15 protein-coding genes are annotated in these 14,883 nt (G+C 35.2%); 6 read left to right on the top strand and 9 right to left on the bottom strand.

Translation table 11 applies throughout. From position 1 onward, the window contains the following. Nucleotides 1-23: 23 nt before the first annotated feature. Nucleotides 24-872, bottom strand: coding sequence for a hydroxymethylglutaryl-CoA lyase (locus AC6CHK_RS02005; RefSeq protein WP_498093050.1), 849 nt, complete (start codon nucleotides 870-872; stop codon nucleotides 24-26). A 184-nt stretch (nucleotides 873-1,056) separates the two neighbouring features. Here AC6CHK_RS02005 and pepT point away from each other — a divergent pair, with 184 nt between their 5' ends. Continuing rightward, nucleotides 1,057-2,304, top strand: a complete 1,248-nt coding sequence (gene pepT / locus AC6CHK_RS02000) for a peptidase T (protein WP_498093048.1) — start codon at nucleotides 1,057-1,059, stop codon at nucleotides 2,302-2,304. A 78-nt stretch (nucleotides 2,305-2,382) separates the two neighbouring features. Here the strand turns inward: pepT and AC6CHK_RS01995 are convergent, their stop codons facing one another. The 3 genes from AC6CHK_RS01995 to AC6CHK_RS01985 all read right to left on the bottom strand — a co-directional run bounded on the left by AC6CHK_RS01995 (nucleotide 2,383) and on the right by AC6CHK_RS01985 (nucleotide 4,835). Further along, the gene (locus AC6CHK_RS01995) at nucleotides 2,383-2,835 is read right to left on the bottom strand and encodes a hypothetical protein (protein WP_498093046.1); all 453 of its coding nucleotides are present in this window, start codon (nucleotides 2,833-2,835) and stop codon (nucleotides 2,383-2,385) included. Nucleotides 2,836-3,215: 380 nt separating this feature from the next. Then, nucleotides 3,216-4,280, bottom strand: a complete 1,065-nt coding sequence (gene thiL / locus AC6CHK_RS01990; RefSeq protein WP_498093044.1) for a thiamine-phosphate kinase — start codon at nucleotides 4,278-4,280, stop codon at nucleotides 3,216-3,218. 60 nt (nucleotides 4,281-4,340) lie between these two features. Next, nucleotides 4,341-4,835 (bottom strand): acyl-CoA thioesterase, encoded by a 495-nt coding sequence (locus AC6CHK_RS01985; RefSeq protein WP_498093042.1) that lies wholly within the window; start codon nucleotides 4,833-4,835, stop codon nucleotides 4,341-4,343. A gap of 112 nt (nucleotides 4,836-4,947) precedes the next feature. Between AC6CHK_RS01985 and AC6CHK_RS01980 the strand changes: the two genes are divergently transcribed. Beyond that, a complete protein-coding gene (locus AC6CHK_RS01980; protein WP_498093040.1) occupies nucleotides 4,948-6,150 on the top strand; it encodes a BaiN/RdsA family NAD(P)/FAD-dependent oxidoreductase in 1,203 nt (400 codons plus the stop codon). A gap of 151 nt (nucleotides 6,151-6,301) precedes the next feature. Here AC6CHK_RS01980 and AC6CHK_RS01975 read toward each other — a convergent pair whose 3' ends face one another. The 3 genes from AC6CHK_RS01975 to AC6CHK_RS01965 form a co-directional block, all read right to left on the bottom strand. After that, nucleotides 6,302-6,694, bottom strand: a complete 393-nt coding sequence (locus tag AC6CHK_RS01975; protein ID WP_498093871.1) for a ribosomal maturation YjgA family protein — start codon at nucleotides 6,692-6,694, stop codon at nucleotides 6,302-6,304. Nucleotides 6,695-6,770: 76 nt separating this feature from the next. Further along, nucleotides 6,771-7,427 (bottom strand): thioredoxin family protein, encoded by a 657-nt coding sequence (locus AC6CHK_RS01970; RefSeq protein WP_498093038.1) that lies wholly within the window; start codon nucleotides 7,425-7,427, stop codon nucleotides 6,771-6,773. Between the two features lie 4 nt (nucleotides 7,428-7,431). Then, nucleotides 7,432-7,920 (bottom strand): TlpA family protein disulfide reductase, encoded by a 489-nt coding sequence (locus AC6CHK_RS01965; protein WP_498093036.1) that lies wholly within the window; start codon nucleotides 7,918-7,920, stop codon nucleotides 7,432-7,434. Nucleotides 7,921-8,139: 219 nt separating this feature from the next. On the opposite strand from AC6CHK_RS01965, the gene AC6CHK_RS01960 reads away from it, so the two are divergent. Beyond that, a complete protein-coding gene (locus tag AC6CHK_RS01960) occupies nucleotides 8,140-8,592 on the top strand; it encodes an energy transducer TonB (RefSeq protein ID WP_498093034.1) in 453 nt (150 codons plus the stop codon). On the opposite strand, the gene mutS is transcribed toward AC6CHK_RS01960, so the two are convergent. Then, a complete protein-coding gene (mutS, locus tag AC6CHK_RS01955; RefSeq protein WP_498093032.1) occupies nucleotides 8,589-11,177 on the bottom strand; it encodes a DNA mismatch repair protein MutS in 2,589 nt (862 codons plus the stop codon). The two genes, AC6CHK_RS01960 and mutS, sit on opposite strands and share 4 nt — an antisense overlap. A gap of 257 nt (nucleotides 11,178-11,434) precedes the next feature. Then, nucleotides 11,435-12,319, bottom strand: a complete 885-nt coding sequence (locus AC6CHK_RS01950; RefSeq protein ID WP_498093030.1) for a cupin-like domain-containing protein — start codon at nucleotides 12,317-12,319, stop codon at nucleotides 11,435-11,437. A gap of 82 nt (nucleotides 12,320-12,401) precedes the next feature. Here AC6CHK_RS01950 and AC6CHK_RS01945 point away from each other — a divergent pair, with 82 nt between their 5' ends. The 3 genes from AC6CHK_RS01945 to AC6CHK_RS01935 all read left to right on the top strand — a co-directional run bounded on the left by AC6CHK_RS01945 (nucleotide 12,402) and on the right by AC6CHK_RS01935 (nucleotide 14,882). Beyond that, a complete protein-coding gene (locus AC6CHK_RS01945; protein WP_498093028.1) occupies nucleotides 12,402-13,283 on the top strand; it encodes a bestrophin family protein in 882 nt (293 codons plus the stop codon). Between the two features lie 61 nt (nucleotides 13,284-13,344). Then, complete coding sequence (locus AC6CHK_RS01940; RefSeq protein WP_498093026.1) at nucleotides 13,345-13,881, top strand: RNA methyltransferase; 537 nt, start codon at nucleotides 13,345-13,347, stop codon at nucleotides 13,879-13,881. 350 nt (nucleotides 13,882-14,231) lie between these two features. After that, nucleotides 14,232-14,882: a CBS domain-containing protein gene (locus AC6CHK_RS01935; protein WP_498093024.1), complete on the top strand. Its 651-nt coding sequence runs from the start codon at nucleotides 14,232-14,234 to the stop codon at nucleotides 14,880-14,882. Nucleotide 14,883 lies beyond the last annotated feature (1 nt).

Here is a 14,883-nt window from a genome sequence, read left to right as displayed (position 1 = left end):
ATTGAAATTAATCTTTACATTATTTAAAAATGAAAAATATCCTTCGCTTTGTTATAAGAGCTTTCGAAGTTTAATAAATTCAATTTATGTGGAGCTTTTTCTACGCTCATGAAATTGATAACCTGTTCTGTTGGCATATTTCCTACCAAATCATCTTTCGCCATCGGACAGCCGCCAATTCCTTTGATTGCGCTGTCAAATCTTCGGCAACCTTCATCGTAAGCTGCTTTCAATTTTGAGTAAGAATCTTCGTAGCGATTGTGGAAATGTGCTCCAAAGTCTATTTCAGGATATTTTGAAGGTATTTTTTCAAATAAAAGAGAGATTGTTTCCGGCGTTGCAACTCCCGTTGTATCAGAAAGTAAGATGTTTTTAATTCCAATTTCCGAAAATCTTTTTGCCCAAAAATCTACATCTTCCCACTTCCACATTTCGCCGTACGGATTTCCAAATGCCATTGAAAAATAGATGTTCAGTTCTTTGCCTTCACTTTTTGTCAGTTCAAGCATTTTTACAATATCATTAAAAGCTTCTTCCTGATTTTTGTTGGTATTTCTATGTTGAAAAGTTTCGGAAATAGAAAATGGAAACCCCAAAATATCTACAGACTGATGTTTCAATGCTTTTTCGGCGCCTCTGTAATTTCCAATGATTGCAGAAACTTTAGTTTTGGAACGAGATTTATCAATATTCTCGGCAACTTCAGCAGAATCAGCCATTTGCGGAATTGCTTTTGGTGAAACAAAGCTCACGCAATCCAGCACATCAAAACCAACATCCATCAAGGAGTTGATATAATCTATCTTTTTTGCGGTCGGGATAAATTCTCCCCAACCTTGCATGGCATCTCTAGGACATTCAGTAAGAAACATTTCTTTTTGGTTTTTCTCAAATATAATAAAACTAAACAATTTAATCTCAATGTGAGCAAAGCTAACATTATTTTGATTTACAGGACTTTATATCTTATTCAAAATTTCAATGACTTATATTCTGTTACAAATAACTTATTCTGAGCATCAAATTTGCTAACTTTGTTAAAATTTAAGACATCCAATGAGTACAATAGAATTCAACCCAATGTGGAAAGAAAAGTTACTGAACCGTTTTTTAAGCTATGTAAAAATATATTCAACAAGCGATGCCGAAAGTGAAGCAACACCTTCAACACCTCAACAGTGGGATATTGCAAAATATATTGTTGAAGAGCTGAAAACAATAGGTTTAGAAGATGTTTCGATTGATGACAACGGTTATATTATGGCATATGTTCCTTCAAATCTTGAAAATGACGACAGACCAACCATTGGATTTATTTCGCATTATGATACTTCCCCGGATTTCAGCGGTGAAAATGTAAAACCTCAGGTTTGGGAAAATTATGCGGGTCAAGATTTAATTTTAAATACAGAAACCAACTTTACGCTATCTCCTACAAAGTTTGAAAGTTTAAACAAATATATTGGTCAAACTTTAATTACAACAGACGGAAATACGCTTTTAGGAGCTGATGACAAAGCCGGCTGTGCAGAAATCGTAACGGCTGCAGAATATTTAATCGCTCATCCTGAAATCAAACACGGAAGAATTGCAGTTGGATTCACGCCTGATGAAGAGATCGGAAGAGGCGCTCATAAATTTGATGTGGCAAAATTCGGTGCCGAATGGGCTTATACAATGGATGGAAGCGAAGTTGGAGAATTGGAATATGAAAATTTTAATGCTGCTGGAGCGGTTGTAAAAATCCACGGACTGAGCGTGCATCCTGGTTATGCTTTCGGAAAAATGGTAAATGCCAATCTTTTGGCTGCAGAATTTATACAGTCTCTTCCTGCGAACGAAACTCCTTCTACAACAAAAGGATTTGACGGATTTTATCATTTGATGGATGTAACGTCTGATGTTTCAGAGTGTAAACTTCAATATATCATTCGTGATCATGATGAAGAGAAATTTGAAGCCAGAAAGAAATTCATGGAAGAAAAAGTTGCTGAGTTTAATCAAAAACATGGTGAAAAAACCGCCGAAGTGGAGATTAAAGAACAATACCGCAACATGAAACAGCAGTTTGAAGGTAAAATGCACATCATCGATCTTGCTGCAAAAGCAATGAAAGAAGCCGGAATTGAGCCTAAAATAAAAGCGATAAGAGGCGGAACCGATGGAGCGCAATTATCTTACATGGGACTTCCTTGCCCAAACATTTTTGCCGGCGGAATCAACTTTCACGGGCCTTACGAATATGTAGCATTGGAAAGTATGGAGAAAGCAGTTGAAGTAATTGTGAATATTGTGAAGGCGTAGGAATTTTTAATTATATATAAAATAATCCATCCCAGTTGTGAGACGGATTATTTGTTTTATTGCTCAAAGTAATGGCATTTAATACAGATCTTCAATATGATATGTCTTTTCATTAAACTGAAAAGAATCGTTTTTATGCAAACCCTTCATATTGGCATAAATAGGCGCCTGACTTGAAATCCCAACAATGGTTGTGCCGTCAATCTCAATTTTGTCTGATGAAATACTGATAAAAAAAGTCAAATGATCGGTGACCACAATTGCTCCGGGAGACACATCATGATTCTCTGTCGAAATATCTAGCTGATTCAGGTAATTTAATTCTTTTTGTGCAAAGGCGAGTTCCTTTTCCAAAGCATGTAAAACGTCGAGTTTGTTACTTTGTCGATCTTCAGTTTGGCTTGCCGATGCGTTTCTAGTGAAAGTATCGGCTTGCATATCGGTAGCACGCTGCGTATAGTTTTCTATTAAGTCTTGCTGCTTTTGAATACACGCTTGCAACACTTCTTTTTTATTGATTTTGCTTTTCATCTTGTTTTTTTATTGCTATCAAGCCCCAAATATAGAATATTTTTCCAGGATAAGATGATTAAGATTTAGATTTTATACTTAAGGTTGTGGAAAAAGGCACACGGAAACCTTTACAATAGACAGCGTTTCAATGACTACTTTGAGTTCGGAGCTCAGACAATCGTGCTTTTTGCTCAAACATCGGAGTAATATGCTTAGTTATTGGAGCTAAAAGCTTCACTTCTCGACCTCAAAACCGTATTCTTGAAGTATTTTACTCGGATCTTTCGTGTTTAAGCTTCATTATTCAGGTATTTTATTCAAAATATCGAGTATTGAGCAAAAAAGGCAAACAAAAAACCACTACAAACTGCAGTGGCTTCAAAAATATTTAAATTAAATTAATCGTTTTGTTGATTGCCTAGAAAAGCATCCCAGCCTTGCGCGGTTAAAGCAACCAATTGATTTGAACCTCTCGCCACCATATAATTTCCATCTTCTTTTTCAACGGCATGCCCGATAATGGTAAAATCCGGATGGTTTTTGATTTTATCGAAATCATCTGGCGAAATGGTGAATAACAATTCATAATCTTCACCTCCACTTAATGCGGTCATTACAGGATTTAGATTCATTTCATCAGCAGTAGAAATCGTAAGGCTATCCATCGGGATCTTTTCTTCATACAATCTGAAACTTACTCTTGATTGATCTGAAAGATGAAGGATTTCTGAGGCCAAACCGTCGGAAATGTCAATCATAGAAGTTGGTTTGATATCCAATTGTTCTAAAATCCCTTTCACATCAGTTCTTGCTTCCGGTTTTAGCTGTCGTTCCAAAATATAATCGTAGCCTTCCATTTCGGGCTGCATATTCGGATCGGCAAGGAAAACAGCGTGCTCTCTTTCCAGAATCTGAAGTCCCATATATGCTCCGCCCAAATCGCCGCTCACAACAAGCAGATCATTTGGTTTTGCGCCGTTTCGTTTCACTAAATTTTCTTCATCTTCAATTCCAACAGCCGTAATGCTCATTACCAGTCCTGAATTTGAGCTTGTGGTATCGCCGCCGATTAAATCGACTTTGTAACGGTTACAAGCCGCCTGAATTCCGTCATAAATTTCTTCTAAAGCCTCCACCGGAAAACGGTTTGAAACTGCCAGAGAAACCAAAATCTGTGTTGGTGTTGCATTCATTGCTGCAATATCACTCAGATTCACAACCACCGCTTTATAGCCCAAATGTTTCAACGGAACATATCCCAAATTGAAATGTACTCCTTCTGCCAAAACATCAGTCGTCAAAACCACTTTCTTATTTCCGGGGTTAATTACTGCTGCATCGTCCCCAATCCCAATTTCCGAAGATTCGTTGGATAGCGGAAAAAATTCCGTTAAATGCTTTATAAGCCCGAATTCCCCTAATTTGGAGATTGGCGTTAATTCCTGAGATTTATCTTCAAACATATCTTTATAATAATGAGTAATTGCTAATGAGTAATTTTAAAGTAACTTAAATTTTAAGTTCTAAACATTGAATTTTACTGGATCAATATTTTCCGGACGGAAAGGAAGTTTTTTAAAATCTTCTCTCGTCATAACAATGGTTTCCGCAGTTTTATATTTATTCATTGCTTCGATCACATCATCCGGCGGAGTCGTCATTTTTCTCAACATGGTATCGATCCAAACTCCGGTAGCTTCTGAAGTTGCACAGTGTGATCCGTCGGCAAGATAAAACTTGTGCACAAAACGATAAATGGCAGCATCTTCTGCACATCCATCGATTTCAAGACTTACAATCACAACCTGATCTGCAAATATTTCTTTAAAAAAAGAAAATCTTTCATGCATGATTACGGGACCAATTCCCCAACGGCTCATTTGCGTAACTCCCATTTTTTCTTTTTTCATAAAAGCCATTCGGGTTTGAGCGCAATATTGCACGTAAGAAGAGTTTGCAAGATGTTTGTTGGCGTCAAGGTCGCTCCAGCGCACTTCAAATTTATGGTAAAATATCATTTAGAAATCTGTTTTAGAATAATTAAATATAATTCTCAAAATTACTCAAATAAGATGGTTTATAAAAATTGTACTTTTGGAAAAATAATCTTCAGCATAGGATTACATATTTATGAAACAAATTATCATTATCGGAGGCGGTGCGGCAGGTTTTTTCTGTGCAGCAAATCTCGACGAAACCCAATATAAAATTACAATTCTCGAGCAAAACTCAGACGTTCTTCAGAAAGTAAAAATTTCCGGAGGCGGACGATGCAATGTCACTCACGCCTGCTTTGATCCGAAAGAGTTGGTTCAGTTTTATCCTCGCGGAAATAAGGAATTATTGAGCGTTTTCACAAAATTTCAGCCGGGCGACACAATGGAATGGTTCGATCAACGAAAAGTTTCGTTAAAGATAGAAAATGACAACAGGGTTTTCCCGGAAAGCAATTCTTCACAGACAATCATCAATACTTTTCAGAGCGAAATTCAGCAGAAAAATGTTGAAGTAAAAACAAAATGCTCGGTAAAAGAAATTGAAAAGCAAAACGAAAAATATGTCGTAAAAACAAGTTTGGGAGATTTCCCGGCCGATTATGTGATTTACACAACGGGAAGTTCTCCGAAATCATTAAAAATGATTCAGAATTTGGGGCATAAAATTATTGATTTGGTTCCATCGCTTTTTACGTTTAATATTAAAGATGACTTGTTAAAAGATTTAGCTGGAACAAGTTTTGAAATGGCAGAAACGTCTATTCCAAAATTAAAAACGGAAGAAAGTGGGCCTTTGCTCATTACACATTGGGGACTTTCCGGGCCTGCAATATTGAAAATTTCAGCTTGGGAAGCAATAAATTTGGCGAAAGTAAAATACAATTTCGAGATCGAAGTCAATTTTATTTCAAAAGATATTGACGATGCAGAAGAATTGTTTCAGAATTTTAAAGTCTCAAATCCGAAAAAAACAATCGGGCAGTCTAAAATTTTTGAAGTGACAAACAGATTCTGGCAAAGAATTTTGGAAGTTTCAAAGGTTGATCTTAATAAACAGATCGCCAATATTTCAGGAAAAGAAATGCATGCGATTTTGGAAAATTTATGTAAAAAAAAGTTTAACGTGACCGGAAAATCGACTTTTAAAGATGAATTTGTGACCGCCGGAGGTGTAGATTTAAAGGAAATTAATTTTAAAAATATGTCTTCAAAACTTCTTCCAAATTTCTATATTGCAGGTGAAGTTTTAAATATTGATGCTGTAACCGGTGGATTCAATTTTCAGGCTTGCTGGAGCGAAGCATGGCTGATTGCGCAGGATTTGAATTCCAAATGATTTTTAAAATATCACACTTGTCATTCTGAATGAAACGAAGTGAAAATGAAGAATCTCTAATATCATTGCTTAGATTCTTCCTTCGTCAGAATGACAAACTGAACGCATATTAAAGCACAAGTTATTAAATGCTTTTAGTCTAAAAACATCTTCAATTTAAATTATTTTTGAAATTCTTTTGTATTTGATAATAAACATAAAGCAATATACATCCCACTGCGTAACACAAAATATCAATCCAGGAAAATGAATTTCCGATCACAATATACATCACACTTCCAGGCTGGAAACCCAACTTTTCTGCAACATTGAAAAACTGAGCAAACTCAACGAGACAGGAAAACAAGAAAGTGCCTAAAATCAACTTTTGATCATTTATTTTTACAAAACTTTTAACGAAAGCAAACACAAGAATCACCACAATAATATCGCCCAGATATGCTCTGATAAAAAAACTGTTTTTAAGTTTTGTTGCGATAAGGACTTCAATGAAGAAGATAAGAAGCGTTAAAAGAAAATATTTCAGGCTAAATTTAAATTTCATCATTTTAAAAGTCCAAAGCTGTTGTTTGAAAAAAGCGGGCTAAAGCCCGCTCCGTTGAATATTTAATTCTATAAAATTATTTTTTCACTTTAATTGTACATCCGATTGCAACTGTTTTTTCCTGTTTTACAGGCTTTCCCTGAATCAATGCGTCAAGTGCATTTCGTACATAATGTTCCGAAACATCATCTGGATTTTCATAATTGTTGTCTATTGCACCAATATATTTCACTATGTTTTTATCGCCTTGTTTTTGCAGAATAAATACATGCGGAGTTTTGGTGGCTCCATATTGCGGATAAATCTTTTGCCCTTCATCTACCAAATACGGGAAGGTAAAACCTTTTTCTTTTGCTCTTCCCACCATTTGCTCAAAATCGTCTTCCGGCTGTACATTCGGATCATTCGGGTTGATTGCAATGACAGGATATCCGTTTTGTTTATACTTTTGATCGAGCTCTATAATCCGGTCTTCATATTTTTTCGCGTAAGGACAATGGTTGCATGTAAAAATCACGATGAAGCCTTTTGCTTCTTTAAAATCACTTAAAGAAACCATCTTTCCGTCAATATTTTTTAGTTTAAAATCTGTAGCGGCGTCACCAACTTTATAGCCTTTGGCTTCAGTTTTTTTCTGTTTTGGCTCTTCGTTGTTATTTTTATCTGTCGCCGTAAAACTCAGCATACAGAGACCGAATATAACAGCTGTTATTAAAGTTTTTAAATTCTTCATATTATTATAAATTTTTATTGATTGTATTTTCCAGTTCTTCTTTGCTCATTTCTCCATCATTAAAGTGCGCTTTTTTACCGTTTTTATAGAAAATCGTCACCGGAATGTTCCCGTCCCAATTTTCTTCGAACTTAGGAATCCAAGTATTCATTCTTTTGATGTCGTCAAGCAAAACAACTTCTGCGGTTAGATTTTTATTTTTAATGAAATTCAGAACTCTTTCTTTATCTTTTGCACGGTCCAAAGAAACCAAAAGCATCTTAAATTGAGGATTGTTTTTATGTTTTTCGTTGACTTCCATAAAGTGCGGAAGCTCTTTCACGCAAGGCGCACAAGTTGTAGACCAAAAGTTTACAACTAAAGTTTTATCTTTTTCTTTTTCAATACGTTTTTCCAGTTCTTCATATTTTATCATCGAAATATCTTTCTGGCCTTGCGCATGATAAAAAGACAGCCCAAATATTAAAATTAATAATCCTAAAAAATTTTTCATTCTCAAAATTACTAAAAACGATCGATAAGTTAATGATAAACAATTTGTTAAACTTTGTTAATAATTTTAGGATCAATTAGATAATTTAGCTTTTAAATAACTTATTTTTGCTGAAACTACATTATGAAAAGCAATATTTAAATTAGTTTCTAAGTATTGAGTTGGTACCATCTTTGCTCAACTTTTCGCAATTTTTAATGTATTTCTAAACCTTAAATAATGAAAAAGACGATTTTTTTATTCGCAATATTTTTTAGTGTTTTACTTTTTTCTCAGGAAAAAAACAATCAGGATGTGGTTCAGAACACGATATACAACAGCCCCGATTACAAAATCCTGCAAAAGAAAATGAATATGAAAGATGTCGTTTTATCTGCTGATACAAAACCTGAATTTCCGGGTGGTTTTGATGTTTTTAGCCGCAGGTTTTTTGAAAACATGCCGACAATTGACATGAAACAAAACCAAAAGTTAGACACACGAATTTATTTTATCGTCGAAAAAAACGGATATGTAAGGAATGTTGCGGCAACAGGAAGCGACAAAAAGCATATTGAGGCAGCCGAGTTGGGTGTCAGAAGAATATTTATAAGATGGAAACCGGCAACAAAAGACGGAAAACCAGTGCGTTATCTTTATAGTTTTCCGTTGTCTGCAAAAAAATATAATTAACCTCCAATCATCTTTTTAATAGAATTCAGCTTCATTAAGGCTTCAATTGGTGTCAAAGTATTGATGTCTATTTTCGTCAATTCTTCACGAATATTCTCCAAAACAGGATCATCCAGCTGAAAGAAAGAAAGCTGCATATTTTCGTCAGTCACTTTTTTGATGCTTTCGGAAGAATTATTTTGAGAACGGCTTGCTTCGAGAGTTTTCAGAATTTCTGTGGCTCGGTTGACGACTTTTGACGGCATTCCGGCCAGCTTTGCAACATGAATACCAAAACTGTGTTCGCTTCCGCCCGGAATCAGTTTTCTTAAAAAGATAATATTTCCTTTATTCTCCTGAATTGAAACGTGGAAGTTTTTCACACGCTCAAAATTCACGGTCATTTCATTTAATTCATGATAATGCGTCGCAAATAAAGTTTTTGCCTGCGTCGGATGCTGATGAAGATATTCCGCAATCGCCCAAGCAATGGAAACTCCGTCGTAAGTGGACGTTCCACGACCGATTTCATCCAATAAGATCAGGCTTCGTTCAGAGATATTATTCAGAATATTCGCCGCTTCGTTCATTTCCACCATAAAAGTTGATTCGCCTGCAGAAATATTATCTGTTGCACCAACTCTTGTGAAAATTTTATCTAAAATCCCTATTTCAGCATGTTTAGCAGGAACAAAACTTCCGATTTGTGCCATTAAACAAACAATTGCAGTTTGGCGTAAAATTGCGGATTTACCAGCCATGTTCGGTCCCGTAACCATGATAATCTGTTGAGAATCCTTATCCAAATAAATATCATTCGGAATATATTTTTCGCCTAAAGGAAGCGCATTTTCGATAATCGGATGTCGTGCTTCTTTCAGGTCGATGGAAAAAGTTTCCGTTAAAACAGGTTTTGTATAGCTTTCAGAAACAGCTAATTCCGACAAACCGACCGCAACATCAAGCTGAGCAATTATATTCGAATTTTCCTGAATCTGATCAATATAAATCATTGTTTCAGAACAAACATTTCTGTACAATTGATTCTCCAAAACCCCTATTTTTTCCTCCGCGCCAAGAATCTGGCTTTCGTATTCCTTTAATTCTTCCGTGATGTAACGTTCGGCGTTTACCAGCGTTTGCTTTCTCAGCCAATCGCCCGGAACTTTATCTTTATGTGTGTTTCTTACTTCAATGTAATATCCGAAAACATTATTAAAATCAATTTTAAGGCTTGTAATGCCGGTTCGTTCAATTTCCCTTTGGCACATTTCGTCAAGAAAACCACGGCCTTTCGTCTGAAGTCCTCTTAATCTGTCAAGTTCCTCAGAAATACCTTCTTTAATGACATTTCCTTTTGCAAGATTTACAGGAAGCTCGTCATTCAAATGATTTTGAAGACATTTTATTAATTCGTCTTGATCATATAAAGGTTCCAGCCAAGCCAAAACATCGGCATGCGGATGAAGTAATTCCTTAATTTTTTTAATATTAATCAGGCTTTGTCGCAAATAACCTAATTCTTTAGGTGAAATCTTTTCGGCTGCCAATTTCCCCATCAATCGATCCAGATCTGAAATGGATCTTAAAAGCTGGCAAATTTCATATTTAAGACTTTCATTTTCGTTTAAAAAATCAATCAGAGAAAGTCTTCTGTTGATTTCATTGACTGATTTTAAAGGTAAAATAATTCTTCTTCTCAACAATCTTCCGCCCATCGGGGTTGAAGTTTTATCAATAATATCCAATAAAGATTTTCCTTGCGGATTGCTCGGATAAACGATTTCTAAATTTCTCAACGTAAAATTATCCATCATCAGAAAATCTTCCTGTGGAATAATCTGAATCTTTGTGATGTGCGCCAACAAATTATGATGCGTATCTTCAACCAAATAAGCAAAAATGGCTCCTGCAGCCGTAATTGCCAGCGGTTGGTTTTCAACGCCAAAACCTTTTAATGAATTGGTTTTAAAATGATTCGTCAGTTTTTCGTAGGCAAAATTATATTGATATGCCCAGTCTTCAAGCTTGAAAATGCTTTTGTTTTTAAGCTGCTCCGGAATCTGAACGCTTCTTTGATAAATAATCTCGCTCGGATCAAAAGTATTGACAATATGCAGCAATTTTTCCAAGCTTCCTTCACTTACTAAAAACTCTCCCGTGGAAATATCAACCAAAGCGATTCCGAATTTTTCTTTTTCTTTATGAAGAGAAAGCAGGAAGTTGTTCTTTTTTGAATTTAAAACCTGGTCATTGAAAGTGACTCCGGGAGTGACCAACTCTGTAACGCCACGTTTTACAATTCCTTTTACGGTTTTCGGATCTTCCAATTGATCGCAAATTGCAACACGAAGCCCGGCTCTCACCAATTTTGGCAAATAAGAATCTACAGAATGATGTGGAAAACCGGCCAATTCGATATGTCCGTCGCCATTTGCTCTTTTGGTAAGAACAATTCCTAAAATCTGTGAAGTTCTAACGGCGTCCTGCCCAAAAGTTTCGTAAAAATCTCCCACTCTGAATAGTAAAAGCGCATCCGGATATTTCGCCTTGATGGTATTGTACTGAGTCATTAAAGGAGTTTCTTTCTTCGTCGCCTTTGCCATTAAATATTGTCTTAAATTTAGGTTGGTAAAAGTATGAAATAAAATAGAAGGATTAAAACGCTTTGGAAAACTGGCGTTTAAAAATATAGAATAGTTTCCCGCTGATTTCTCGGGACTGAAAGATTGATTGACTATTTTAACGCAAAGATTTATTTAAAATAGCATATAATCAAGGAGCAAAGATGAATCAACAAGTTGATTTGTTTAAGCTTTGCATAATCATTCGGATAAATTCTGTCATTTGTAGGAAATAAGCTCTATTTTTTTATAGATTTTCTTTGGAATTTTTCTAAAGCTTCCGAACTTTTTTCATACGCCCACTTTTGTTTGTAATTGACCCATCTGGATTTGAATAATTTCCGCATTACTTTATCCGTATATCTCATTACGAAAACATGATACAACATTTTGGCAAAAACTTTAGGTTTGTTGGGAAGCGCTCGAAGTGACATTGAAAAGCCCGGCTCCAAATATCTGTTGAAATGCCAAAACGCTCCCGGAATGAAAAGCGCATCGCCATGTTCCATAAAAATCTCGTAACCTTTTGCGTATTTTAAAGCAGGAAATTTTTCATAATCGGGATTTTCAAAATCTAAATCATAAACCGTATGCACGGATAACGGAACTTTATATAAAAACTTCGATTGCTGCTGATCAAAAAGCAATATTCTTTTTTTTCCTTCAAAATGAAAATGCATAAAATCTCCCAAATCAACATCATAATGCATCAAAACATGAGCATCACTTCCCCCGAAAAATAAAGTCGGAAGCCTTTTGAAAAACTTTATTCCCAAATCCGGATAAGTGAAGTTTTTAAGAAGTTCAGGAAGCCTGTCGGTAATGATATAAAAGAAAATACGCAAATCCGAAGGTTTAGATTTTATCGTGTCTATATAATCTTTCATTTTCATGTGCGTAACGGGGGCATCCGAACTTTTAGAAGCATTTGCGGGTTTGTTGTCATACAGCGGAACTTCCTGTTCGCCGGCTTTTTCCTTAATAAAATCAAAGTTCCATTTATCAAAAGCATCCCAACGGCTCGCAAAATTTTTAATCAAAAGCGGTTTTTGTTTCCTGAAATAGTTTTTCTGAAAATCTTCTTTTGTAATATCACTTACTACATCTACATTTTGGAGGATCATTCGTTTTATTATTTAATGCAAAATAAAAATACTATTTTTTTGAAATTTATAAAAATTTATCTTTGCATCACACAATTCGCCAATGAGAGTTTACAACACAAAACATTTCATCAAAATACTTTTCAGCTTACACAAAAGCGACACTTTGAAAATACTTTTTCCATCGATGCTTTTGGTGGGAGTTTATTCTTATGGCGTGCAATATCTGGAAGTAGAATATTTTCATCTTACTTCAAAATCCGGAATCAGCAATGTGGGAATGATCCATTCTTTGCTGGGTTTTGTATTGTCTTTATTATTGGTTTTCAGGACCAACACAGCGTATGACAGATGGTGGGAAGGGAGAAAGCTTTGGGGAAAACTGGTAAATGACACCCGAAATTTTGCAGTAAAAATCAACACTATTTTAGGAGAAGATGATGTGAAAAACCGTGAGCAGATTTGTAAATACCTGAAATTTTTTCCGCACTTTTTAGCTAAACATCTTTCTCAGGAATCTACCAGACTCGCTTTGGACGAAGATTATTCTGAAATTGAAAAACATTTAAAACATCATGCGCCTACAGAAATTGTTTATTTTCTGACTCACAAACTGCATCAGCTAAAAAAAGAAGGAAAAATGTCTGATATTGAAATGCTGTATTTAGACACCCAGATTTCAGGCTTTCTGGATGTTTGCGGCGGGTGCGAAAGAATAAAAAACACTCCGATTCCGTATTCTTATTCTTCTTTTGTGAAAAAATTTATTATTCTTTATGTTTTGGCTTTGCCTGTTGCTTATGTGATCAATATTGGTCTTTTTATGGTTCCGCTGACGGTTTTTGTATATTACGTTTTGATGAGCTTAGAAATTATTGCTGAAGAAATTGAAGATCCTTTCAACAATGATGAAAACGACATTCCAATGGAAGCTATTGCTCAGAATATTGAAAAAAATGTACATCAGATCATGGGAATTAAATAACCGGAGAAATCCGCAATAGAATAAGAATTCGTAAATAATAACAGAATAAACAAATCATATTTTGGTAAATAAATTAAAGCTGGAAGAACTCAACAGAATAGATGTCGAAACTTTTAAAAAAGTGGAGAAAATTCCGTTGGTCGTTGTTTTAGACAATATAAGAAGCATGCATAATGTCGGCGCGACTTTCAGAACGGCAGATGCTTTTTTGGTTCAGAAAATCATCCTTTGCGGAATCACGCCACAGCCGCCACACCGCGAGATTCACAAAGCGGCTTTGGGCGCAACGGAAAGTGTAGACTGGTCGCATGAAGCAGATATTAATGTTACAATCAATGATTTAAAAAGTCAGGGGTTTGAAATTATCGGAATCGAACAAACCACAAAAAGCCGCATGATTACAGATTTCAGCATTAATAAAGAAAAAAAATATGCCGTGATTTTGGGTAATGAAGTGGAAGGAATCAGCGATGAAGCGTTGCAGAATATTGATTCATTTATTGAAATTCCGCAATTGGGAACCAAGCATTCGTTAAATGTAAGTGTATGCGGCGGAATCGTGATGTGGGAGTTTGCAAAAGCTCTAAGAATTAAATAATATTTATTTTTAAAATTAAGTCCTTGAAGTCTTTGCTAAGTGGAACGCCTTTGTTTATCTTAAAAACATTTTGTAGTCAAAAAAGATCTTCGCGAACTTTGCGTTTAAATTAGACATTGCAACGAAAAAAAATAGTTTTTAAAATCTGCAAATACTAAAAATAAAAAAACTGCAAGTGCCTAAAAGACAGTGCAGTTTGAAATAAATCTAATAAAAAGTAAAAATGAAAGGCGACAAAGATACTTTATTTTTCTTTTCAGGCAAATTTTTAAACGGCTTTTTCTCGTCTTTTTGAAAAAAAATATTTGTTTTACAAGAAGGTTTCATTTAAAATTTTATAAATTAGCACAATGTTTATCAAGGACTATATCTCAAAAGATTTTCCGTGTTTTCAGCTGACTGATTCTATCGAATCAGCAAGAGAGACATTAGAAGCCTTCGGATATACACATATCTTTATCAAAAAATCCGGCCATTTTTACGGTGCCATTGCCAAAGACTTTCTTTATGAAGAAGACGGAACTTTGAAAGACCTTGAGCATCAGATAGAACGTTTTGCGATTCTTGAAGACAACAATATTATGGACAGCATCCGTTTGTTTTATACCTTTAACGCAAACGTAATTCCTGTCATTAATAAAAACGAAAAATATCTTGGATATATCTGTTGTGATGATGTTTTTCAGACCTTTTCAAAATATCCTCTTTTTTCGGAAACCGGTGCAATTCTTACGATAGAAACTCCGGCAAGGAAATATTCTATGACAGAAATTGCCAATATCGTTGAAAGCAACAATTCGAAATTCTACGGCGGATTTATCAATTTTATGTCTGATGAGTTCATTCATGTAACCATAAAAATCAGTAATGAAAACTTGGCTTCCATTGATGCAACTTTTGACCGATATGATTACAGAATCGTTGAAAAATATTATTCTGACGAAAAAACAGATCTTTTCAAAGACCGATTAGGGTTTTTACAAAAATTTATCGAAATATAAC

The sequence above is a fragment of the Chryseobacterium sp. GQ58 genome, assembly GCF_059758895.1.
The sequence above is the reverse complement of the archived record's forward strand: the minus strand, read 5'-3'. Positions and strand labels throughout refer to the sequence as shown.